This is a genomic window from Comamonas kerstersii (assembly GCF_002056725.1).
GTDB lineage: Bacteria > Pseudomonadota > Gammaproteobacteria > Burkholderiales > Burkholderiaceae_C > Comamonas > Comamonas kerstersii.
Genome location: NZ_CP020121.1, coordinates 1307632 through 1329315 on the forward strand (window position 1 = coordinate 1307632; position 21684 = coordinate 1329315).

The 21684-nt window shown below is 59.7% G+C and carries 19 protein-coding genes and 1 riboswitch; of the genes, 10 read left to right on the plus strand and 9 right to left on the minus strand.

All coding sequences use genetic code 11. From position 1 onward, the window contains the following. Positions 1-1491: 1491 nt before the first annotated feature. The 3 genes from gyrB to dnaA all read right to left on the minus strand — a co-directional run bounded on the left by gyrB (position 1492) and on the right by dnaA (position 6881). Positions 1492-4071 (minus strand): DNA topoisomerase (ATP-hydrolyzing) subunit B, encoded by a 2580-nt coding sequence (gene gyrB, locus B5M06_RS06120; RefSeq protein ID WP_054065381.1) that lies wholly within the window; start codon positions 4069-4071, stop codon positions 1492-1494. Positions 4072-4223: 152 nt separating this feature from the next. Continuing rightward, positions 4224-5345 (minus strand): DNA polymerase III subunit beta, encoded by a 1122-nt coding sequence (gene dnaN, locus B5M06_RS06125; protein WP_054065382.1) that lies wholly within the window; start codon positions 5343-5345, stop codon positions 4224-4226. A gap of 129 nt (positions 5346-5474) precedes the next feature. Continuing rightward, a complete protein-coding gene (dnaA, locus tag B5M06_RS06130; RefSeq protein WP_054065383.1) occupies positions 5475-6881 on the minus strand; it encodes a chromosomal replication initiator protein DnaA in 1407 nt (468 codons plus the stop codon). Between the two features lie 351 nt (positions 6882-7232). Between dnaA and rpmH the strand changes: the two genes are divergently transcribed. The 6 genes from rpmH (at position 7233) to B5M06_RS06160 (ending at position 12066) form a co-directional block, all read left to right on the plus strand. Beyond that, entirely contained in the window at positions 7233-7367 is a 135-nt protein-coding gene (rpmH, locus tag B5M06_RS06135) for a 50S ribosomal protein L34 (RefSeq protein WP_042412105.1), read from the plus strand. 61 nt (positions 7368-7428) lie between these two features. Beyond that, positions 7429-7947 (plus strand): ribonuclease P protein component, encoded by a 519-nt coding sequence (locus B5M06_RS06140; RefSeq protein WP_054065435.1) that lies wholly within the window; start codon positions 7429-7431, stop codon positions 7945-7947. Between the two features lie 4 nt (positions 7948-7951). Further along, positions 7952-8224: a membrane protein insertion efficiency factor YidD gene (gene yidD, locus B5M06_RS06145; protein ID WP_054065384.1), complete on the plus strand. Its 273-nt coding sequence runs from the start codon at positions 7952-7954 to the stop codon at positions 8222-8224. Continuing rightward, positions 8221-9927, plus strand: coding sequence for a membrane protein insertase YidC (gene yidC, locus B5M06_RS06150; RefSeq protein WP_054065385.1), 1707 nt, complete (start codon positions 8221-8223; stop codon positions 9925-9927). The genes yidD and yidC overlap by 4 nt, the downstream gene beginning before the upstream one ends. Before the next feature lie 195 nt (positions 9928-10122). Further along, complete coding sequence (gene mnmE, locus B5M06_RS06155) at positions 10123-11574, plus strand: tRNA uridine-5-carboxymethylaminomethyl(34) synthesis GTPase MnmE (RefSeq protein WP_054065386.1); 1452 nt, start codon at positions 10123-10125, stop codon at positions 11572-11574. Between the two features lie 135 nt (positions 11575-11709). Then, positions 11710-12066: a hypothetical protein gene (locus B5M06_RS06160; protein WP_054065387.1), complete on the plus strand. Its 357-nt coding sequence runs from the start codon at positions 11710-11712 to the stop codon at positions 12064-12066. Positions 12067-12106: 40 nt separating this feature from the next. Here the strand turns inward: B5M06_RS06160 and B5M06_RS06165 are convergent, their stop codons facing one another. The 4 genes from B5M06_RS06165 to B5M06_RS06180 form a co-directional block, all read right to left on the minus strand. After that, positions 12107-13099 carry a Bug family tripartite tricarboxylate transporter substrate binding protein gene (locus tag B5M06_RS06165; protein WP_054065388.1) on the minus strand — a complete coding sequence of 331 codons (993 nt, stop codon included), beginning with the start codon at positions 13097-13099 and terminating at the stop codon, positions 12107-12109. Positions 13100-13280: 181 nt separating this feature from the next. Beyond that, the gene (locus B5M06_RS06170) at positions 13281-15212 is read right to left on the minus strand and encodes an esterase/lipase family protein (RefSeq protein WP_054065389.1); all 1932 of its coding nucleotides are present in this window, start codon (positions 15210-15212) and stop codon (positions 13281-13283) included. Positions 15213-15334: 122 nt separating this feature from the next. Beyond that, positions 15335-16342 (minus strand): Lnb N-terminal periplasmic domain-containing protein, encoded by a 1008-nt coding sequence (locus B5M06_RS06175; protein ID WP_240184009.1) that lies wholly within the window; start codon positions 16340-16342, stop codon positions 15335-15337. Between the two features lie 208 nt (positions 16343-16550). Further along, positions 16551-17108 carry an adenine phosphoribosyltransferase gene (locus tag B5M06_RS06180; RefSeq protein ID WP_054065437.1) on the minus strand — a complete coding sequence of 186 codons (558 nt, stop codon included), beginning with the start codon at positions 17106-17108 and terminating at the stop codon, positions 16551-16553. A gap of 321 nt (positions 17109-17429) precedes the next feature. Between B5M06_RS06180 and B5M06_RS06185 the strand changes: the two genes are divergently transcribed. From B5M06_RS06185 to lptC, 3 genes are read left to right on the plus strand one after another with little or no spacing between them, the layout of a single operon-like run. Then, on the plus strand, positions 17430-18431 hold the full coding sequence (locus B5M06_RS06185) for a KpsF/GutQ family sugar-phosphate isomerase (protein WP_054065390.1): 1002 nt from the start codon (positions 17430-17432) through the stop codon (positions 18429-18431). Next, positions 18431-18991 carry a KdsC family phosphatase gene (locus tag B5M06_RS06190; protein WP_054065391.1) on the plus strand — a complete coding sequence of 187 codons (561 nt, stop codon included), beginning with the start codon at positions 18431-18433 and terminating at the stop codon, positions 18989-18991. Before B5M06_RS06185 ends, B5M06_RS06190 begins: the two co-directional genes overlap by 1 nt. Beyond that, complete coding sequence (lptC, locus tag B5M06_RS06195; protein ID WP_054065392.1) at positions 18988-19590, plus strand: LPS export ABC transporter periplasmic protein LptC; 603 nt, start codon at positions 18988-18990, stop codon at positions 19588-19590. The genes B5M06_RS06190 and lptC overlap by 4 nt, the downstream gene beginning before the upstream one ends. A 77-nt stretch (positions 19591-19667) precedes the next feature. Here lptC and B5M06_RS06200 read toward each other — a convergent pair whose 3' ends face one another. Both B5M06_RS06200 and B5M06_RS06205 read right to left on the minus strand, forming a co-directional pair. Beyond that, entirely contained in the window at positions 19668-20075 is a 408-nt protein-coding gene (locus B5M06_RS06200) for an RNA recognition motif domain-containing protein (protein ID WP_054065393.1), read from the minus strand. Between the two features lie 210 nt (positions 20076-20285). Further along, a complete protein-coding gene (locus B5M06_RS06205) occupies positions 20286-20624 on the minus strand; it encodes an RNA recognition motif domain-containing protein (RefSeq protein WP_054065394.1) in 339 nt (112 codons plus the stop codon). A 272-nt stretch (positions 20625-20896) separates the two neighbouring features. After that, a riboswitch (yybP-ykoY riboswitch) is annotated at positions 20897-21071 on the plus strand. 21 nt (positions 21072-21092) lie between these two features. Between B5M06_RS06205 and B5M06_RS06210 the strand changes: the two genes are divergently transcribed. Next, positions 21093-21671, plus strand: a complete 579-nt coding sequence (locus B5M06_RS06210; RefSeq protein ID WP_054065395.1) for a TMEM165/GDT1 family protein — start codon at positions 21093-21095, stop codon at positions 21669-21671. Positions 21672-21684: the final 13 nt, after the last annotated feature.

A 21684-nucleotide genomic window follows, 5' to 3' on the forward strand; every position in this document is an offset into this window, starting at 1 on the left:
TCTACAGATGGTCTGTGAAAACTTCAGCATGTCGGGGTAGTCACCCCATCGGAGTCTATGCACCAAGCAAATAATGCTTCAAATCAGAGGCAACATGGCACCGCAGAGGTGGTTCTTCGCGAAAATTATGCCTCTAATAGCGGTGCTTAGCTATAGCGCTAGCTTTGGCTAGAGTTAACGCGAAGTAGGCCAATAAACTCAGCCTATCTTGCTGAGCCAGTAGGCCTCCAAAGTAGGAAGTGCGGAGGAGGAAGCAGCCCATGCAAGAGCTTGCAGTTGATGCAAGGCGCCAATCGCTATTCATCTACGAGCTTTATAAGCTGCTATTTCTTGTGGCGTGGGAGCCGAAAAAATCGGTGATACCCCAAAAGTTGTTGGCGCTTGAAGGTGTGCAACGATAGCTTCCTCAGAAACCAAAGCTGGAAAAATTTTCCCAGCGAATGAGTCTTTATAAACAGTACATGTTGCGGGGCATATCCACGAAAGACAGTCTAGGACCTCGTTATGCTTTTGCTTTAAGCGGGGTAGAAGTTCAGTCCAATGCTGATTCGGACTACTGCGGAACCATCCTTCATTCCAGACAGGCTTGCAATGAGCCAAGCGGTTTCTCCAAGTTTGCACACCTTTAATGATGTCAACTACTACCTTCTGGTTATTAACATGTTTCCAGTGGTGTTTGCTTGAAGGGTGATACGGAAGGATTTCCGGGAAAGTTCTGGCTGCTATCGGTCCAGGTAGTTGTGAGTCAAGAATATTTGACCAAAATCCAAATGAGAGTCTTGAAATCACCTTGTCAGGAGGTGGTTGAACTTTTAAACGTAGCTGGTTAGCAGAAAGTATTCTTTCCACTTTTTCTAGTGACTCTCCGTTAAGCTGAAGCCAACCTAACTCTTTGTCATACCAAGGAAAAGAGTCCGAAGATTGCGCGTTTAGTTTCGAGCTCGCTTGCCTAGAGAGGCTCACATGTATGCGGTTTCGCAACGCAACTTCGAAGTTCGATGTCAGTGATAGAAGGGACATCGTGACTTGTTGTCCCCACAAGATGGCCCCGCAGGTCTCAACCTCGTTCTGTGTCCGAAAAACGCGCCTGTACACACCACTACGAGGCGATGAAACGGAAGTCAAGAAATTTTCGTATGGCATTGACGGACTTACTTTGTTCGTTATACTTCGCTCCATACACGTAAGGACAAGCCGCTCCCATCCTAGTCGTCAGGCTAGGTACCATAGGTTGAAAGACCGAAAGAGGTGATGCCCCTTACGTAACAGAGCCGCGCCACCCTATGGGTGGCGTTGTGCTTTCTAGGGTGCATATCTCTGTATGCGAGAGCACAACTCTCTTTTCTTTAAGCGCCCGCTATCTGAAGTTCGTGCGCTTGTCTCTCTGAAGCTTGTCACCTACGAGTAGGTCCAGGCATAAGTGGTGTGGGAAGAAAAATCCCACCTTTTTGTTTCCAAAATCCCACTTATTCCAGTCACCTACATTAGACATCAAACGTCAATATTCCCCGCCCTGAGCGCGTTGTCTTCAATGAAGTTGCGGCGTGGCTCCACTTCGTCGCCCATCAGCATGGTGAACACGCGGTCGGCTTCGATGGCGTCGTTGATCTTGACCTGCAGCAGGCTGCGCACATTGGGGTCCATGGTGGTTTCCCACAGCTGCTCGGGGTTCATTTCACCCAGACCCTTGTAGCGCTGGCGTGCGGTGGTGCGCTCGGCTTCGGCGATCAGCCAGCGCATGGCCTGGCGGAAGTCGCTGACCTTTTCGGTCTTGGCCTTTTCGCCTTCACCGCGTGTGACCTTGGCGCCTTCGGCCAGCAGACCGGCAAAGCTGTCCGCCTCGGCAGACAGGGCGGCGTAGTCCTGGCTGCGCACAAAGTCCTGCGTGAGGATGGAGCTCTTGATGTTGCCGTGGTGGTGGCGGCTGATGCGCAGGATGGGGTTCTCGGTGTGTGGGTCGAGTTCCGCAGTCACGGCAGCAGGCACGCCGGTGGTGGTCAGTTCGCGCAGCTTGGCTTCCAGCACGGGGGCGCAGGCCTGGGCGTCTTCCAGCGTGTCGAGCTTGATCTTCACGCCATCGGCAATGGCGCGCAGGGCTTCGGTGTCCAGGAAGTGCGACAGGCGCTCAATGACCATTTCTGCGGCCAGGTGCATGTCGGCCAGCTTGGCCAGCTCTTCGCCTTCGATGGTGCGAGGCGCAGCGCCGCCGGTGGTGACGGATGCGTTATTCAGCGCGATCTTGAGCAGGTACTTGTTCAGCGCGGGGCCGTCTTTCAGGTACAGCTCTTCCTTGCCGTTCTTGACTTTGTACAGCGGTGGCTGGGCGATGTAGATGTGGCCACGCTCGACCAGCTCAGGCATCTGGCGGTAGAAGAAGGTCAGCAGCAGGGTACGGATGTGGGCACCGTCCACGTCCGCGTCGGTCATGATGATGATGCGGTGGTAGCGCAGCTTGTCGGGGTTGTAGTCGTCCGAGTTGCTCTTGCCAGACTCTGCCGTGGCCTTGCCAATGCCGGTGCCCAGAGCGGTAATCAGGGTGATGATTTCCTGGCTGGACAGCAGCTTTTCGTAGCGGGCTTTTTCCACGTTCAGGATCTTGCCGCGCAGGGGCAGGATGGCCTGGAACTTGCGGTCACGGCCCTGCTTGGCGGAGCCACCGGCGGAGTCACCCTCCACGATGTAGATTTCGCACAGCGCGGGGTCTTTTTCCTGGCAGTCGGCCAGCTTGCCGGGCAGGCCCATGCCGTCCAGCACGCCCTTGCGGCGGGTCATTTCACGGGCCTTGCGCGCAGCTTCACGGGCGCGGGCAGCTTCAATGATCTTGCCGCACAGAATCTTCGCGTCGTTGGGGTTTTCTTCCAGGTACTCGGTCAGTGTCTTGGCGACGATGTCTTCCACCGGCGCACGCACTTCGGAGCTGACCAGCTTGTCCTTGGTCTGGCTGGAGAACTTGGGCTCGGGCACCTTCACGCTCAGCACCGCGCACAGGCCTTCACGCATGTCGTCGCCAGAGACTTCGACCTTGGCCTTCTTGGCCAGTTCATTGTCGGCAATGTACTTGCCGATCACGCGGGTCATGGCCGCGCGCAGGCCGGTCAGGTGGGTACCACCGTCACGCTGCGGGATGTTGTTGGTAAAGCACAGGACTTGCTCGTTGTAGCCATCGTTCCACTGCATGGCCACTTCCACACCGATTTCGGTGCCGGGAATGCCGCCGTAGGTGTCGGCTGGGCGCGAGCCGGTCGCATAGAAAGCCGTGGGGTGCAACACCTTCTTGTTGGTGTTGATGAAGTCCACAAAGCCCTTGACGCCACCGGCGCCGGAGAAGTCGTCTTCCTTGCCGTCGCGCTCGTCCTTGAGGCGAATGCGCACGCCGTTGTTCAGGAAGGACAGTTCACGCAGACGCTTGGCCAGCACTTCGTAGCGGAACTCAAAGTTCTCCTTGAAGATTTCCTGGTCAGGCAGGAAGTGCACCTTGGTGCCGCGCTTGTCGGTCTCGCCCACGATGCGCATGGGCGAGGTTTCAACGCCGTCCACTACTTCGATCAGGCGGTTTTGTACAAAGCCGCGCGAGAAGTCGATCTCATGCACCTTGCCGTCGCGGCGCACGGTGAGCTTGAGCCACACGGACAGCGCGTTCACGCAGGACACGCCCACGCCGTGCAGACCGCCGGAGACCTTGTAGCTGTTCTGGTTGAACTTGCCGCCCGCGTGCAGTTCGGTCAGGGCGATTTCTGCGGCCGAGCGCTTGGGCTCGTGCTTGTCGTCCATCTTCACGCCGGTGGGAATGCCGCGGCCGTTGTCGATGACGGACAGCGAGCCATCGGCATGGATGGTCACCAGGATGTCATCGCAGTGGCCTGCCAGTGCTTCGTCGATGGAGTTGTCCACCACTTCGAACACCAGGTGGTGCAGGCCCGTGCCATCGGAGGTGTCGCCGATGTACATGCCGGGGCGCTTGCGCACGGCCTCCAGGCCTTCCAGGATCTGGATGGCACCTTCGCCGTAGCCGGTGTCAGCGGGCGCTGCGGGTGCTGTGGTCTGGTTTTCTGGCTTGTTCTCGTCGGTCATGAAGTTGCCTTACTGCTACAAACTCAAGAGCTGTTTGCGCTTGGTTTGCCTGGGAAATACCAATAAATCGTTTCAAAAAGAAGCGCTGGCAAGCGCCAGCAGCTACTTTTTTTGAGAAGTGATCAGACTATCACGCCTGATCCGGTGACGCATCAAATGCGCATGGGCATGACAACGTACTTGAAGTTGTCGTTGCCGGGGATGGTGATCAGCGCGGAGCTGTTGCTGTCCTGCAGGTCGATCTTGACCATGTCCTGCGACATATTGGACAGCACGTCCAGCAGGTAGGTGACGTTGAAGCCGATGTCGATGGCGTCGCTGCCGTAGTCGATATCGAGTTCGTCCACCGCCTCTTCCTGGTCGGCGTTGTTGGATGCCACACGCAGCGTGCCAGGCTCAATCGTCAGGCGCACGCCCTTGAACTTGTCGCTGGTCATGATGGCCGTGCGCTGCAGCGAAGCCAGCAGCGGTGCGCGGCCCAGGGTGACGCTGTTCTGGTGGTTGCGTGGAATCACGCGGTTGTAGTCAGGGAACTTGCCCTCGACCAGCTTGGTCACGAACTCCATGCCGCCAAAGGTGAACTTGGCCTGGTTGTTCGCAAACTGCATTTCGATGCGGGGCGAGTTCTCGCCACCCACGTCACTCAGCAGGCGCTGCAGCTCCAGCACGGTCTTGCGGGGCAGGATGACTTCCTGCTTCTCGCCCACGTCCACGTCCAGCTCGGCGCTGGCCCAGGCCAGGCGGTGACCATCGGTGGCCACCAGGCTCAGCGTATTGCCTTCGGCCACGAACAGAATGCCGTTGAGGTAGTAGCGAATGTCCTGCACCGCCATGGCAAACGAGACCTGGCCCATCAGGTCCTTGAGTACCTTCTGGGGCACGCTGAAGGCAGGGCCAAAGTTGGCCGCTTCCTGCACCAGCGGAAAGTCTTCAGCGGGCAGGGTCTGCAGCGTGAAGCGGCTCTTGCCGCCCTTCAAAATCATCTTGGACTGCTGCGACTCCAGGGCCACGGTCTGGTCGCCGGGCATGGTCTTGAGAATGTCGATGAGCTTGCGCGCGCCGATGGTGGTCGCGAAGTCACCCGTGTCGCCACCGAGTTCTGCGGTGGTGCGAATCTGGATTTCCAGATCGCTGGTGGTAAATTGCATGGCGTTGCCGGTCTTTTTGATCAGCACGTTCGCCAGGATGGGCAGGGTGTGGCGGCGTTCAACAATGCCGGACACCGATTGCAGGACCGCGAGAACTTTGTCTTGTGTGGCTTTCAGGACGATCATGTCAACCTCTGAGTTTTCAGGATGCGGGTGTCTTGGGATTGAGCAGCGGCGTCACTTTAGCGCCCCCTCTTGCCACTCAAAACCCCCTCATTTTGCCCGGTAGGCCCGGGCTGGACGAGGGTAATTCCATCAGCCTTTGAGCGTTTGCTCCAGCACATGCAATTGCTGGTTCAGCTCGGTCTGTTGCTGTCGCTCGGCGGCAATCTTGCGCACCGCGTGCAGCACTGTGGTGTGGTCGCGACCACCGAACAGCTCGCCAATTTCGGGCAGGCTCTTCTGGGTCAGTTCCTTGGCCAGGTACATGGCGATCTGGCGCGGACGGGCAATCGACGCGGGGCGCTTCTTGCTGTACATATCCGCCACCTTGATCTTGTAGTAGTCGGCCACGGTTTTCTGGATGTTCTCCACGCTGATCTGGCGGTTCTGAATGCTCAGCAGATCGCGCAGCGCTTCACGCGCCAGCTGGATGGAGATCTCTTTCTGGTTGAAACGCGAGTAAGCAAGAATCTTGCGCAGTGCGCCTTCCAGCTCACGCACGTTGGAGCGTACGTTCTTGGCCACGAAGAAGGCGACCTCTTCCGGCATTTCAGCGTTTTCGGCGCGGGCCTTGTTGATCAGAATCGCCACGCGCATTTCCAGCTCGGGTGGCTCAATGGCCACGGTCAGGCCCGAGTCAAAACGCGAAACCAGGCGTTCGTGGATATTGGTCAGACCCTTGGGGTAGGTGTCTGATGTCATCACGATGTGGCTCTTCTTGGCCAGCAGAGCTTCGAACGCGTTAAAGAACTCTTCCTGCGTACGGTCTTTGTTGGCGAAAAACTGTACGTCGTCGATCAACAAAAGATCGAGCGAGTGATAGCGCTCCTTGAACTCATCAAAGGTGCGGCGCTGGTAAGCCTTGACCACATCCGAGACAAATTGTTCAGCGTGGATGTAGAGAACCTTGGCATCCGGACGGTCTTCCAGCAGCTTGTTGCCCACAGCATGTACCAGGTGGGTTTTACCCAGACCCACACCCCCGTAGATAAACAGTGGGTTGTACAGGTGTCCGGGCGAAGCCGCCACGTGCATGGCCGCCGAGCGTGCCATGCGGTTGGCAGTACCTTCCACCAGCGTTTCAAAGGTCAGGGCAGAGTTCAGGCGGGTGCGGAAAGCCGGTGCCGCAGACTCTTCCGGTGCGGCATTGGCAGGCAGCAGCGTAGGCACTTCTGCAGGCGTGCTGCGCTCGGCCTGATAGGGGCGCACATAAGTGCGTGTCACGCCTTCACGCTGAGCGAGTGCTAACTCCAGTGTCACCGGTTGGCCGTACAGATCTTCCAGCAAACCAGCAATGCGGGCTGCGTACTGGGCACGAATCCAGTCCAGCTTGAAGCGGTTGGCCACGTACACCGTCACCTTGGAGAAGTCTTCAGCCACAACGGCGGTCAAAGGCTTGATCCAGGTGTTGAATTGTTGTTCAGGCAGGTCTTGACTGAGCTGCTCAACGCAGGCGAGCCAAAGGCCTAAGCCTGCGTCATTGGTGAGTTCCTCTGTCATTGCAATGGGTGGTACTTTTTTGTGGATAGGAGGAACGGATGCGGGGTGAGGATTGTAGCTTTTCAAAAAGTTATCCACAAACCGGTGGCACTTTTTTATTCTGACTGCGGAAATTACGTATTTTGGGCCATCTTCAGAGGGACATTGCAAGAGAGTGCTAACACTGAGATAATTTTGGGTTTCCCTGAATGTGTTCAGGGTGATATGGCCCGTGCAAGGCTTTTTGCAGCAGTTGCCTTTTGTTGAGCAGCAGCGCCTGCAGACGTGCCGAGTCGGGGAAAATTGGGCCGCGTGCATTCATGCGGAATGCACAGGCCGGTCAAAACAACTGAACCTTCTCAAGGAACGAACATGAAGCGTACATACCAACCCTCCAAGACCAAGCGCGCTCGCACCCACGGTTTCCTGGTGCGCATGAAGACCAAGGGCGGCCGTGCCGTGATCAACGCACGCCGCGCCAAGGGTCGCAAGCGTCTGGCTGTCTAAGGACTGCCAGCTTGGCCGACTGCCTGACACCATTACCTGCTTGCTGGCAGGGCGTGCTGTGATGCAACGGCTGAAGACGCGCTCCCAATTTCAGGCGGCCATGTCCGGGGGAATTGTTTCCCGGACGCCGCACTTTGCTTTGCACCGTCTGGTGCTCAGTGAAGCCGATGTCGTCAAGGACGCTGAGCCAACAGGGCCCGGTGCAAAGCTCGCAGAGCAGGCACCGCAGGCCCTGTTTGTCGTGCCCGGGTGCAAGATGCCGCAGGTGTGGATAGGCTGTATGGCACCCAAGCGCTGGGCCAAGCACTCGGTGACTCGGCACCTGATCAAGCGTCAGGTGTATGCCGTCGTCAGCGACAGCGCCTCGCAGCTGCAAGCCTTGCCTGCAGCTGCCTATGTGGTGCGTCTGCGCGCGGGCTTTGACCGTAAGCAATTCATCAGTGCCAGCTCCGAGCCGCTCAAGCGGGCCGTGCGCGCCGAGCTGCAGCAGCTGCTGGCACATGCCACGCGGCGCAAGCAAAGTGCTGCGCCCAAGCAGACACCGCCCGTCGCCGCAGCGACGGAACCAAGTCCGGGGTAGGCGCATGATGAAGGCCCTGCTCATGGCGATAGTGCGTGGCTACCGTCTGCTGCTGAGCCCCTGGCTGGGCTCTGCCTGCCGCTTTGAGCCGACCTGCTCTGTCTACTCCCTGCAGGCGCTGGAACGACATGGCGCAGCAGCCGGTTCGTATCTGACGCTGCGTCGGCTGGTACGCTGTCACCCGTGGTGTGATGGAGGGCATGATCCCGTGCCTGAAAAAGCGCCCAAGCTGTTTACTGCTTTGACCTCCTCTTCCTCACCAAAGAAGTCTTCATGAACGACATTCGCCGCACCATCCTGTGGGTGATATTTGGTTTCTCCATAGTGCTGCTATGGGACCAATGGCAAATCCACAATGGCAGACCTGCCACGTTTTTCCCAACTCCTGCGCCAGCGACGGCTACGGCGCCTGCACAGGACAAGCCTGCGGATGTGCCTGAGGCCAGTGCACAGTCTGCTTCTGGTGCGGCTGCGCTGCCTGACATGCCTGAGACCGCGCCCGTTGTGCGCGAAAAAGTCACGGTGTCTACCGATGTGCTGCGTCTGACCTTTGACGGCCAGGGCGGTGCGGTGGTGAATGCCGAGCTGCTGGACTACGCCCAGAACGAAAGCCTGAAGCAGCCTTTCGTGCTGTTTGAAGACAGTGCAAAGCGCGTCTATGTGGCCCAGACGGGTCTGGTGGGGGGCGACTTCCCCACCCACAAGACCGTGATGAACCTGCTGCCTGGCGACCGTGAACTCAAGGACGGTCAGGACGAGCTGCAGGTGCGCTTTGAGTCGCCCGAGCAGGGTGGCGTGAAGCTGATCAAGACGTTTACGCTCAAGCGTGGCTCCTACGCCATTGGCGTGAAGCATGAAGTGGTCAACACCGGCAGCGCTGCCGTGACGCCCCAGCTGTACCTGCAGCTGATGCGTGATGGCACGCACGAAGGTGCAGACAGTGCTTTCTACTCCACCTACACCGGCCCTGCGTTCTACTCGGAAGAGCAGAAGTTCCAGAAGGTGTCGTTTGAGGACATCACCAAGGGCAAGGCCAGCTTCCAGGAAACTGCGAACAGCGGCTATGTGGCCATGGTGCAGCACTACTTTGCCAGCGCCTGGCTGCTGGGTGAAGGCATCTACCGCGACAACTTTGCCCGCAAGGTGGGCAACGACCTGTTTGCTGCCGGCCTGATCACGCCGCTGGGCACCATCCAGCCCGGTGAGACCAAGACGCTGGACGCACGCCTGTTCGCCGGTCCTCAGCTGGAGAAGGTGCTGGAAGCGCTGGCTCCTGGCCTGGAACTGGTCAAGGACTACGGCTGGCTGACCATTCTGGCCAAGCCGCTGTACTGGCTGCTGGACAAGATCCACAGCGTGCTGGGCAACTGGGGCTGGTCCATCGTGGGCCTGGTGCTGTTCCTGAAGATTCTGTTCTACTGGCTCAACGCCAAGGCCTATGCCTCGATGGCCAAGATGAAGGCCATCAACCCCCGCATCATGGAGATGCGTGAGCGCCTGAAGAACAATCCCCAGCAGATGCAGCAGGAGATGATGCGCATCTACCGTGAGGAAAAGGTCAACCCCATGGGTGGCTGCTTCCCCATCATGATCCAGATTCCAGTGTTTATTGCGCTGTACTGGGTGCTGCTGTCGTCGGTGGAAATCCGTCACGCCAGCTGGCTGTGGATTTCTGACCTGTCGGCCAAGGATCCGCTGTTCATCCTGCCTGTGCTGATGCTGCTGTCCACCATGCTGCAGACGGCCCTGAACCCTGTGCCGCCAGATCCTATGCAGGCCAAGATGATGTGGATCATGCCGCTGATCTTCAGCGTGATGTTCTTCATGTTCCCCGCAGGTCTGGTGCTGTACTGGCTGACCAACAACATCCTGTCGATTGCCCAGCAGTGGGTCATCAACACACGCATGGGTGTGCCACCGCAGTTCAACCTGCCCAGCTTCTTGAAGAAAACGCCTGACAGCAACAACAAGAAGAAATAATTCAGCCCTTGCGCTGAGAGAAAGCATCAGGGGCCGCGCAAGCGGCCCTTGTTCTTTCAAAACAAGAGCGTTTAGCGCTTGTGTGCTCTAGGTTTCAGATAGAAATCATGCTGAAAACCAATAAAGACGAGCGCAAAGTGCTCCTGTTTTGAAGGAAGGCTGCCGCAGTGGCAGCCCAACATAGGATGACCAGCCATGCTTGCGCGCCATAACGACCCCATCGTCGCCATTGCCACAGCCCCCGGACGCGGGGCCGTGGGCATTGTGCGTGTCTCCGGAAAGCAGCTGGCAGGCTTTGTGCGCCACCTGCTGGGCAAGGATCTCAAGCCCCGCGAGGCCTCCTATCTGCCCTTCCGAGACAGCAAGGGTGCGCCCATTGACCACGGTCTGGCGATTTACTTTCCCGGCCCCAACAGCTACACCGGCGAAGACGTGCTGGAACTGCAGGCCCACGGCGGCCCCGTGGTGCTGCAGCTGCTGCTGGCTCGCTGCCTGGAAGCGGCGCAGGCACGCACGCAAGCGGATGCTCCCGTGCTGCCCGGCCTGCGTCTGGCTGAGCCCGGAGAGTTCACCCAGCGCGCCTTCATGAACGACAAGATCGATCTGGCCCAGGCCGAGGCGATTGCCGACCTGATCGACGCCAGCACCGAAGCCGCTGCGCGCAGTGCCAGTCGATCGCTGTCGGGCGAGTTCTCGCGCGAGATTGGCGAACTGCGTGACGCACTGGTGCACCTGCGCATGCTGGTGGAGGCCACGCTGGACTTCCCCGAAGAAGAAATCGACTTTCTGCAAAAGGCCGATGCCTACGGCCAGCTCGACAGCCTGCGCGACCAGCTCGGCCTGGTGCTGGCACGCACCCAGCAGGGCGCGCTGTTGCGCGAAGGCATCAAGGTGGTGATTGCGGGCCAGCCCAATGCGGGTAAAAGCTCGCTGCTCAATGCGCTGGCAGGCGCAGAGCTGGCCATCGTCACGCCGATTGCAGGTACTACGCGCGACAAGGTGCAGCAGACCATCCAGATCGACGGTGTGCCCCTGCATGTGATTGACACTGCAGGCCTGCGCGACAGCGACGATGAGGTGGAGCGCATCGGCATTGCGCGTGCCTGGGAGGAGATTGCCGCGGCAGACGCCGTGCTCTTCCTTCACGACCTCTCGCGCATGCACGATGCAGACTATGTGGCGGCGGATCTGGACATTGCCCAGACCCTGGCCGATCGGATTGCGCCGAGCATCCCCGTGATTGATCTGTGGAACAAGGCCGACCTGGCAGCTCCGGGCGTGATCGCGGCGCAGATGCAGCCACTGGCTCCGCTGGCAGGCCGCAAGGGCACGGAAGCGCCCCTTAGCCTGTCCGCCCGCACGGGCGAAGGGCTGGATGCCGTGCGCCAGCGCCTGCTGCAGGTGGCGGGCTGGCAGTCGGCCGCTGAAGGTCTGTACATTGCTCGCGCACGCCATGTCGAAGCGCTGCAGGCGGTGGGGGTGCATCTGGAAGAAGCCCATGCCCAGCTGAACGTGCCCGGCCCGGCGCTGGACATCCTGGCCGAAGAGCTGCGCCTGGCGCAGACCGCGCTCAACAGCATTACGGGCGAATTCACCTCGGACGATTTGCTGGGCGTGATCTTCTCCAGCTTCTGCATCGGCAAGTAAGGCACGCCCTCCTTTTCCCAGCGCCGCCCGCTTCGCCGCTACCATGTGCCCATGGCAATAACACCCGGAACAGGGCTATATATGTGGTGGAGACGAATAAGGCCTATCGGGCGCTGCGGCGCCGTGGTGCTGGCAATGGTGGGATTCGGTGCGACTGCGCAGGTGCCTGCACAGCAGCTGGAGACAGTGCCAGCAGAGGTACAGACCGCAGGTGCACAGCGCCTGCAGGTGCTGGAGCGCATCGAACTGCCCCGGGCGCGTGAGGCGCTGCAAAGCCATTTGAAGCATTGCGACACGCTGATGGCAGTGCTGCATACCCGCCGCGCCATGGCCATGATGGAAGGGCCGGAGTCGGCCTCCAGCTGGCAGGACATGGAAGTGCTGGTGGCGCAATGCCAGGTGACGGCCAACCAGTTGCGCAGCGCACTACAGGCACTGGAAGCCGAAAAGGCCAGCCTGCAGCAGACGCAGGGTGCAGCCGCTGCGCCCTAGGCGCTGCATGGCTGCACCTGGCCTGCCAGCGGCGGCCGGCTTATTCCAGTGTGATCTTGGCGTTGTGCACCACGTCGCGCCACTTGACGATTTCGCTGGCCAGGAAGTCCTGCGAAGCCTTCACGGACAGCCCCGCAGGCAGCACGCCCACGCTGTCGAGCTTGCTGGTCACATCAGGCTCGGGCAGCACGGCAGCAATTTCCTTTTGCAGGCGATCGATGATGGGCTGGGGTGTGCCTGCAGGCACGGCCGCCATGAACCAGGCGTCAGCCACAAAATTCTTCAGACCCGCTTCGTGCATGGTGGGCACATTGGGCATGGCAGGCAGGCGTTCGCTGTGGGCCACAGCCAGCGCACGGACATTGCCTGCGTTGAGCTGGGAGTTGATGGTCACCGCCGTCAGAAAGCCAAAATCCGTTTCACCCGAGACCAGCGATACCACGGAAGGCGCACTGCCCTTGTAGGGGATGTGGGTCACATCCACCCCCGCCTGCAGGGCGTAGAGCGCACCGCCCATGTGGTTGGGGCCGCCCGTGCCGGAGGAGGGATAGTTCAGCTTGCCGGGGTTGGCCTTGGCTGCGGCGGTCAGGTCTGCCAGCGAGTTCAGTGGACTCTTGCTGCCCACGGTCAGCACCAGGGGGCTGCGGCCCACCAGGCTCACAGGCGCCAGATCCTTGAGCGGGTTGTAGGGCAGCTTGGGGTAGAGGCTGGGCGAGATGGCCAGGCCGCCTACGTCACCGAGCACGATGGTGTAGCCATCGGGCTCCGACTTGGCAACGCGATCCACGCCAATGGTGCCGTTGGCACCGGGCTTGTTTTCCACGACCACCGAGACGTTCATGCGCTCACCCAGCTTCTGGGCCAGCAGGCGGCCCAGAATGTCGGTCGAGCCACCCGCAGAGTAGGGAATCACCAGGGTGATGGGCTTGCTGGGGTAGGCGTCTGCTTCGGCGGCATGGGCCGTGGTGGCAAAGGCTGCGACACAGGCGGTGGCGGACAGCACGGCGCGCCAGAGGGTGCGGGTGGAAAACATGGATTAGCCTCTCTTAATATGCATAAGCAATTTTGAATCCACGGAGCTTAACGGAAGTTGCTGCTGCATCAAAACAAGGCAGGCTTGCCGTTTTGCAAATACCTGTAGCGTCTAGCGCGCATGCAAAAAGGGTTTCAGATAGAAAACTGTCTGAAACCCTTAATTTGACAGCGCAAGGCGCTCACTTATTTTTGGCTGTGCTGCCCAGCAGCTGGTTGTGCAGAATGCGGCGGATTTCCACGATGGCCCGCGGGTGCTCCTGCACGCTGTGGCCAAAGGGTACGACCAGCTCGGAGGCCGCACCTTCCAGGTGGGCGCTGTGGTAGGGCACGATGCCGTCACTGCTCTCTGTCAGCGGGCTGCTGGGCGTGTGGTTGCCGATGATGGAGTGGTAGCGCACCTTCGGCGAGATGGGTATGTCGGCCGTCAGACGCACATAGGGGTCGGTGTCGCGCAGGTTGTCGATGCTGTTCGGGATGCGCAGCAGCGAGGATTTGCCAATGCTGGGGCCGCTCTGGGCCAGGCGCCGCGCCACATCGCCAAACTGCTCCAGCATGGAAAACGGCAGCGTGATGAGGTTGGACACCCAGCGGGCCACCCGGTTGTTGGCAAAGTCCGTGCCGCGGTGGGGCGCAGCAATAAAGATGGCACTGCTGACCTGGGGTACCGGGGTCAGCTCCAGAAAGTCCCGCAGCTGGACCTGCTCCTGCGGCGCATCCGGCAGGCCGCTGTGCGCGGCAAACGCATCCAGCACCTTGCCGTCCGATTCACTGACCATCAGGCGTGCCAGCACGCCGCCCATGCTGTGGCCAATCAGCGTGATGTCCTTCGAGGCGCGTGCCGTACCCATGGGGTCGAAGTGGCGCAGCGTCTGCTGCAGTGCCTGGCGGATGGCGTAGTTGTTCAGTGCCAGCGGTGCGTTCGTGGGGTAGTAGACCTGCCAGACCTGGTAGTTGCTGCGCAGGGTTTCATCGCCCAGCACTTCATTGGCCACATTGATCCAGGCTTCCGGGCTGCTGGCCAGACCATGCAGCATGACGATGATGCGGCGGTTGGGGTCATAGGGCTGCATCAGGTAGACCGTGGGCTGGACGATGCCGTTGTTCAGCCCCACCAGGGTGCGCAGCGCCTGGGTGGAAAAGCCCGAGCGCGCCAGCCACAGGCCGTAGCCCGAGGAAAAGTTTCCCGCCAGCGGCACGGTGGTGTTGCCCAGCGGAATTTCGCGAAAGCGGTAGGGGTCGTAGGCGCGCAGCTCCACCTCGCGGGTGGACAGCACTTCCTGCAGCGTGTTGCCGCCAAAGCTCAGGACCGTGGTCAGTGCCGGAAAGAGCGACTCCTGAAACGGTGGCCGGGGCGGGCCTTCTACGTTGCGTTGCTGCACATGGGCGGCCTGTGCTTCTTCCTCGGTCTGAAAGACGGCGACCAGCTCGGCACCCAGTCCGTTGCGCTGGTACTGGTTGCGCAGGCCCGAAAAGCGCAGCGAGGTGGCGGGAATCAGCTCCTGCGGCATGTGCTTGTTGGCAGGCAGCCAGACGTGGGAGAAGTCGGTGCTCAGCTTCCAGCGGCCAATTTCCAGCGGAACATGGTCTTCCTGCAGGCGGCTGAGCGCAAACATGCCGGCCACGGCCTGCTGCACGGCGTGGTTGTAATAGTCACGCACCTGGCTCTGGCGGTCTTCAAAGGCGCGCTCGCTGGGCTCCCGGTGTGTGAAAAACAGATAGGCCCAGGCGTGGCGTGCGGCTTCCAGCCAGGCCTGCACTTCGGCGCTGGTGCGGGTGCCGGGCAGCGAGGGGGCCTGCTGTGCCTGACGGGCCTGGTAAATCCACAGCTCGGCCAGCGCGGCCATGCGCTGCTCGTCATACAGGCCGGTGGCATTGGCCAAGGTGTAGTGACACATGGGCACATCGGCCAGACAGCGCTTGAGGTCCAGATCCAGCACGCGCAGTGATTCCTGGGTGGCAGGGCTGAGGGTGCCGGCCGTCAGCACATCGCTGCGGCGCTCGGCCAGATAGTTTGCAGGGTCGGCAGAGCGTACGGTCACGCCCGCGCAGCCGGCCAGCACGGCAGCAAGCAGACCCACCACAAGGGTGCGCGACAGAAAGGAAGACAACATAGGTTGCGAGTGTAAAAAGGGCGGCGCATGGTTGCGCGCCGCCGCCCAAGAAGGCGCTGGCCCAGGCAGGCTTAGCCTGCGTGCATGTGCTGCCTGGCGTGATGTGTGCACAGCACAGCGCTTTACATGCCTTGGCGAATGTAGCGGGAGAAGTCGATGCTGGCCTGTGTGTCGCTGGCATCTGCCGGGGGCTGCCACTGCTGGGCGCGGGTGGTGATGTCACCACTCTTGCGCTGCAGCTCCAGCGGCTGCATGGAGTCGAGTGCACCTACGTCACGCAGGTACTCGGGCAGGTAGCCGGACACCAGCAGCCGCCAGTCCAGCGGCAGTTCCTGGCCCATGCGCCGTGCCAGCTGCCAGACAATGGTGGTGCAGTTGGCCGTGAGTGTGTTGTAAAAGCGCGGCGCATATTCCAGCAGGCTGGCCTGGCGTGCATAGGCCATGAAGAGTTCGCGCATGGCGGCCTGCGGCATGTGAATGCGGAACATCTGGATTTCTTCGCCGCGCACATTGGTACGCACGCCCAGAATGTCGCGCTCATCGGCGGCAACCAGGGCCATTTCATACTGCTTGAAGAAGCCTGCCAGCGCATCAAAGGATTCGTGCGACTCCTTGCGGATCTCGATGGAAAACACCACGTGTTCCCCATCCTTGAAGCCAAAGGACACCAGCGTATGTGCAATGGCGGGCCCCATCCAGTACGACAGCGCCACGTCCACACTGTCAAGCTGGTTCAGGTCATAGCTGCGTGTTTCCCAGCGCGGGGTGAAGTCGGTTTCACTGCGCCAGTCAAAGTTGCGCACATTGCGCAGCTGCACGATGGAAGGCTGTGCAGCATCGGTTTCCTCCACGACCAGATGCTCCACATCGGGCGCCCAGTCCAGGTCTGAGCGCGGCAGTATGGTGCTCCACCACACCAGCATGGCCAGCATGAGTACCGTGCCGCCCATCAGCACGGGCAGCATGCGGCGCTGCAGCAGCCCTGCGCCCCACGCCAGCAGCCAGGCAAAGCCCCACACCAGAGCCAGCGCCTGCGCGATATTGTGCTGAGCAGGTGCCTGTGCCAGCAGTGCCATGACGCCCCAGGCGCAGCACAGCATGCACACGGCAGTCAGCAGGAACCACAACACAATGCGAAGACCTCGCCGCCAGGGAGACGGCGTCAGCAGTAGATGGTGAGAGGGCATAAAGGGTGGGTGCGAACGTACAGAAGCGTGAAGAAACACCGCGTTGCAGCCATGGCTGCGCGCATATTCTGACGCCAGAATGCAAAAAAGCCGACAAATGTCGGCTTGTGGAAACACATATGCACAGATGGCTGTGGCTGGTGCTTGTCGCTCAGTGGCCTGCAAAGTCCACCAGTGTGAACAGCGGCAGCTTGCCGGTGTCACGCAGTAGCTTGGAGCCGCCCAGCTCTGGCAGGTCCACAATGGCAGCACCCTCCATGACGGTGGCGCCCAGCTTTTCGATCAGCTTCTTGCCAGCCATCATGGTGCCGCCGGTAGCGATCAGGTCGTCAATCAGCAGCACCTTGTCGCCGGGCTTGACGGCATCCGTGTGCAGCTCGACGGTGGCACTGCCGTATTCGAGTTCGTAGGTCTCTTCTACGGTGGTAAAGGGCAGCTTGCCTTTTTTGCGGATGGGCACAAAACCCACATTCAGCTCATAGGCGATGACGGAGCCCAGGATAAAGCCGCGCGCATCGAGGCCGGCCACCACGTCTGGGCGCATCTCGGGTGACATGTAGCGGTGCACAAAGGCATCGATCAGGATGCGGAATACCTGCGGATTCTGCAGCAGGGGGGTGATGTCGCGGAACTGCACGCCAGGGGCTGGCCAGTCGGGCACGGTGCGGATGTGCTGGCGAAGGTAGTCGTTGACGCTGGTGGTGTACATGGTGGGCTCAGAGCGCAGTCGCTCCGGAAAGGGGCAGAAAGTCATCGCACGTGTGTGCAATGACCGACAGATTAAAACAGGCCCAGGCCCTGCCGCACAGGGGGCAGGATCAAAGGCGGTGAACGTGCAAAAGTGTACTAAGTGCCTGCACCTTGCGCATACGGGGGGGCGCTTCACTGCGATGTAATCTGCTGTTATCTCCACACATGCTGCACTGCAGCAGCGCTTGCGCTAGGAAAAGTGCACCGCTTACCCTTGAGTGGTGCTGCAGGAGTCAGGTACGCAGGGCAGACAAAGCCCAGTGGTCGATAAAATTGCCGGATGAACACCCTCACGCATACTGCGCCCGTTCTGGGCGCTTCGCAGGCGCTGGCCATCGCGCGCGAAACACTGTCTATTGAGATTCAGGCCCTGCAAGCGCTGGCACAGCGACTGGACGACAGCTTTGTACAGGTGGCGCAGGCCATTCTGAGCACCCCTGGCCGTGTGGTGGTCACAGGCATGGGCAAGAGCGGTCACGTTGGCCGCAAGATCGCCGCAACGCTGGCTTCCACCGGCACGCCTGCCTTTTTCATGCACCCTGCAGAAGCCAGCCACGGTGATCTGGGTATGGTGACGCGTCAGGATCTGGTGCTGGCGATCTCCAACAGCGGTGAGAGCAATGAGCTGACCGCCTTGCTGCCAGCGCTCAAGCGCCAGGGTGTGCGCATTGTGGGCATGACGGGTGGTGCGCACTCCAGCCTCGCCAAGCATTCGAACTGGGTGCTGGATACCAGCGTGGTGCGTGAGGCCTGTCCATTGAATCTGGCACCTACAGCCAGCACCACGGTGCAGCTGGCGCTGGGCGATGCCCTGGCCATGGCGCTGCTGGATGCACGTGGTTTCAAGGCCGAAGACTTTGCGCTGTCTCATCCCGGTGGTGCGCTGGGCCGCAAGCTGCTGACCCATGTGCGTGATGTGATGCGCAGCGGCGATGATGTGCCCAGTGTGCTGGCAGACGATGGCTTTGACCGTCTGATGCGTGAAATCAGTGCCAAGAGCCTGGGGGCCAGCGCGGTGGTCGATGCCGATCGCCGTGTGCTGGGCATTTTTACCGATGGCGATCTGCGTCGCCGCATTGAAGACGGTGCGGATCTGCGCAATGCCAAGGCAGGAGACCTCATGCACAAGCAGCCTCGCACCATTGCACCGGAGGCTCTGGCCGTAGATGCCGCGCACATGATGGAGCAGCACGGCATTACCTCGGTGCTGGTGGTCGATGCAGACCGCCGTCTGCTGGGCATGGTACATATCCGTGACCTGATGCTGGCCAAGGTGATCTGATGCCCAAGCGCCTCACCACACCTGCCTTGCAGTTTGCGCCCGAGCTTTTGCTGCAGGCCCAGCCCGTGCGCATTGCCTTTTTTGATGTCGATGGTGTGCTGACCGATGGTGGTCTGCATTTCTCGGAGCAGGGCGAAACCACCAAGCGCTTCAACACCCTCGATGGCCACGGCATCAAGCTGCTGCAAAAAGCGGGCATCGTGCCTGCCGTGATTACGGGGCGTGATTCTGCTCCGCTGCGCCTGCGCCTGAAGCAGCTGGGTGTGCAGCATGCGGTCTATGGCACGGAAGATAAGCTGCCTGCAGCACAGGCTATTTTGGACAGCCTGGGGCTGGCCTGGAGCCAGGCTGCCATGATGGGCGATGACTGGCCTGACCTGCCCGTCATGCAGCGCTGTGCCCTGGCCTGCGCACCCTGCAACGCACACCCAGAGAATCTGGCGGTGGCAGACTTTGTGACACGTGCGCAAGGTGGTCAGGGTGCGGTGCGCGAACTGTGCGATCTGCTGCTGGTCGCCAGCGGCCATTACCGAACTTTGCTGGAGACTTACCTGGCATGAAAAAACCTTTGCAGCGTGCGTGGGAGCATGCCTCCATCTACCTGCCCGTCGTGCTCATGGCCATGCTGGCCATGGGGACCTGGTGGCTGGTGCGCCATGCGCCCAAGCCGCTGCAGGTTCAGACGGAAAGCGCGCTCACGGATGACCCGGACTATGTGATGGAGCGCTTTTCTGTGCACCAGTTTGACGGTAGTGGTCGCCTGACCAATGTGATGACGGGCACGCAGGCGCGACATCTGCCCAAGTCGGACATTCTGGAGGTGGACGACGTCCGTACACGCAGCATTGCGCAGGATGGCGTGGTGACCGTGGCATCTGCTCAGCGCGGTATCAGCAACTCGGATTCCTCGGAAGTACAGCTGGTGGGCGATGCCGAAGTGCTGCGTACATCGCCGCAGAATCCCTCGCAGCCCATGCGTGTGACGGGTGAATTTCTGCATGCCTGGACCAATGAGGAACGCGTGCAGTCGCATTTACCCGTGGTATTGAACCGCGGCAAAGACCAGTTCACGGGTGACTCCATGAACTACGACAATATTTCACAGACGACCGAACTGAATGGCCGTGTGAAAGGGATTATTTATCCGAAGAATCAATAATCTCAGATTTATTCTGAATGTGTTGTAGGACATAACTTTCAAAAGGCCCTGTAGGGCCTTTTTGATTTTCTGTAGTTTCAGAAACCGTTACCGTCCTGATGACTGGATTTATTGCCGGCATTGTTGCGGTTGCGCATATTGGTGCCATAAGGGCTGCGGAAGCCGCCATCGTTGCGCCCTGCATGGCCTGGCGCCTGAAAGCCGCCGCCGTAGTTATTGCTGCGTGGCGGCCTTGGCTCCATGGGGCGGGCAATATTGACAATGAGACTGCGACTGCCCAGTGGCTGACCATTCATGCCTTCAATGGCAGCGCTGGCTTCTGCTTCAGCACTCATCTCGACAAAGCCAAAACCTTTGGAGCGACCGGTATCTCTTTCCATCATCACGCGGGCACTCACAACCGTTCCAAACTGGGTGAAGGCCTGATGTAAATCATGATCGCGAACGGCATAGGGTAAATTCCCTACATATAACTTGCTGCCCATTAAAGACTCCTGTGCCATTTAACCAATGGAGCTTTTGCTTCCACTACATTTCATGAGGAGCGGTTAATGCATCAACCGCGGAAAACATTATTGGGGTAGTTGCAAAAATATGGCAACCGTTCAGAAGTAAAAGATGTCAATAAAACAAAAAAGGAACCCGAAGGTTCCTTTTTGCAACGCCAGTGCAACTAGTGCACTTGAGCGCTTGAATTAGTAGCTGTTGCGGCCACCAAAGCCACCGCCGTAGCCGCCACCGTTGCCACGGCCACCGCCGAAGCCACCGGAGCGGGGAGGACGAGGCTCCATGGGGCGAGCTTCGTTGACCACCAGGTCACGGCCGCCGTAGTTTTGGCCGTGCATGCCCTGGATAGCGGATTGGGCTTCAGCGTCGCTGCCCATTTCTACGAAGCCAAAGCCCTTGGAACGGCCTGTGTCACGCTCCATCATGACCTTTGCGCTCTGCACGGAGCCGAACTGAGAGAAGGCTTGTTCGAGATCGTTGTCGCGGAAAGCGTAGGGCAGGTTGCCTACGTACAGTTTGTTGCCCATGTTTGGGACTCCTGGAAAAAAACTTGAAACGCGATGGAGCCCTAATCGAAAGCCAGCTAACCGTGACCCACCTTAGAGACGCAAACGCACTAGCTCCTGTGCCCGCGCACCTGGGAGCGAGGTCATTATGAGGCAAGGTGTTCGGCTGGCAATGGAATTTCTGCGCAATTTATACGCGGATACAACAGACCTTCGGGCTTTCCCCCAGTGTTGCTTTGCACTGCATGGAAAGTGACGGCAGACAGCGCAAAGAATTTTTCAATCGCTACAATAGCCAAGTCCTTGGGGAGTAGTCCGTTTGGCGTGCAATGCGCCAAAGGCATGCATCAACAGACTTGGCGCCTTCGCGCTATGGTGCATGCGGCTTGGAAGAGCTGGGCAAGACCATTGACTGCAACCGTTCCAAAGGCTGGCGCGGTGGTAGTCAATGCGTGTTTGAGCCAGCCTGTAACTATTTACCCCGCATATATGGAAGCCTTCCTCGTCTCAACCGGCATTGTGGCCCTCGCAGAAATGGGCGACAAAACGCAGTTGCTGTCTCTGGTGCTGGCCGCACGTTTTCGCAAACCCTGGCCTATCGTTCTGGGCATTTTCGTGGCCACGGTGATTAACCACGGCCTGGCAGGTGCGGTGGGCGCTTGGGTCAATGCCTGGGTGGGGCCGGATGTGATGCGCTGGATTCTGGGTGTGTCCTTTATCGCCATGGCCATCTGGATGCTTATCCCTGACAAGCTCGATGACGAAGATGTGGATAACCAATCACGCTGGGGCGTGTTTGGCACCACCGTGGTGGCGTTCTTTCTGGCCGAGATGGGCGACAAGACGCAGATCGCTACCGTGATGCTGGCTGCGCAGTACAACGCCTATCTGTGGGTGGTGCTGGGCTCGACGCTGGGCATGATGCTGGCCAATGCGCCTGTGGTGTGGCTGGGGGACAAGCTGGTCAAGAAAGTGCCTATCCGCATGGTGCATATCATGTCAGCCGGCATCTTCCTGGTGCTGGGCGTGCTGGCGCTCTTGTCCAAGGATGTGCCAGCTTTGGCATAATGCGGACTTACGC

Coding starts and splice junctions, on each gene's coding strand:
- B5M06_RS06180 (WP_054065437.1), bottom strand. CDS start 17,108: ATGTACACCACCAGCGTCAACGACTACCTTCGCCAGCACATCCGCACC.
- yidD (WP_054065384.1), top strand. CDS start 7,952: ATGATGAAGGCCCTGCTCATGGCGATAGTGCGTGGCTACCGTCTGCTG.
- B5M06_RS06170 (WP_054065389.1), bottom strand. CDS start 15,212: ATGTTGTCTTCCTTTCTGTCGCGCACCCTTGTGGTGGGTCTGCTTGCT.
- B5M06_RS06185 (WP_054065390.1), top strand. CDS start 17,430: ATGAACACCCTCACGCATACTGCGCCCGTTCTGGGCGCTTCGCAGGCG.
- B5M06_RS06140 (WP_054065435.1), top strand. CDS start 7,429: ATGCAACGGCTGAAGACGCGCTCCCAATTTCAGGCGGCCATGTCCGGG.
- B5M06_RS06200 (WP_054065393.1), bottom strand. CDS start 20,075: ATGGGCAGCAAGTTATATGTAGGGAATTTACCCTATGCCGTTCGCGAT.
- B5M06_RS06205 (WP_054065394.1), bottom strand. CDS start 20,624: ATGGGCAACAAACTGTACGTAGGCAACCTGCCCTACGCTTTCCGCGAC.
- dnaN (WP_054065382.1), bottom strand. CDS start 5,345: ATGATCGTCCTGAAAGCCACACAAGACAAAGTTCTCGCGGTCCTGCAA.
- B5M06_RS06190 (WP_054065391.1), top strand. CDS start 18,431: ATGCCCAAGCGCCTCACCACACCTGCCTTGCAGTTTGCGCCCGAGCTT.
- yidC (WP_054065385.1), top strand. CDS start 8,221: ATGAACGACATTCGCCGCACCATCCTGTGGGTGATATTTGGTTTCTCC.
- gyrB (WP_054065381.1), bottom strand. CDS start 4,071: ATGACCGACGAGAACAAGCCAGAAAACCAGACCACAGCACCCGCAGCG.
- mnmE (WP_054065386.1), top strand. CDS start 10,123: ATGCTTGCGCGCCATAACGACCCCATCGTCGCCATTGCCACAGCCCCC.
- B5M06_RS06165 (WP_054065388.1), bottom strand. CDS start 13,099: ATGTTTTCCACCCGCACCCTCTGGCGCGCCGTGCTGTCCGCCACCGCC.
- dnaA (WP_054065383.1), bottom strand. CDS start 6,881: ATGACAGAGGAACTCACCAATGACGCAGGCTTAGGCCTTTGGCTCGCC.
- rpmH (WP_042412105.1), top strand. CDS start 7,233: ATGAAGCGTACATACCAACCCTCCAAGACCAAGCGCGCTCGCACCCAC.
- B5M06_RS06160 (WP_054065387.1), top strand. CDS start 11,710: ATGGTGGGATTCGGTGCGACTGCGCAGGTGCCTGCACAGCAGCTGGAG.
- B5M06_RS06210 (WP_054065395.1), top strand. CDS start 21,093: ATGGAAGCCTTCCTCGTCTCAACCGGCATTGTGGCCCTCGCAGAAATG.
- lptC (WP_054065392.1), top strand. CDS start 18,988: ATGAAAAAACCTTTGCAGCGTGCGTGGGAGCATGCCTCCATCTACCTG.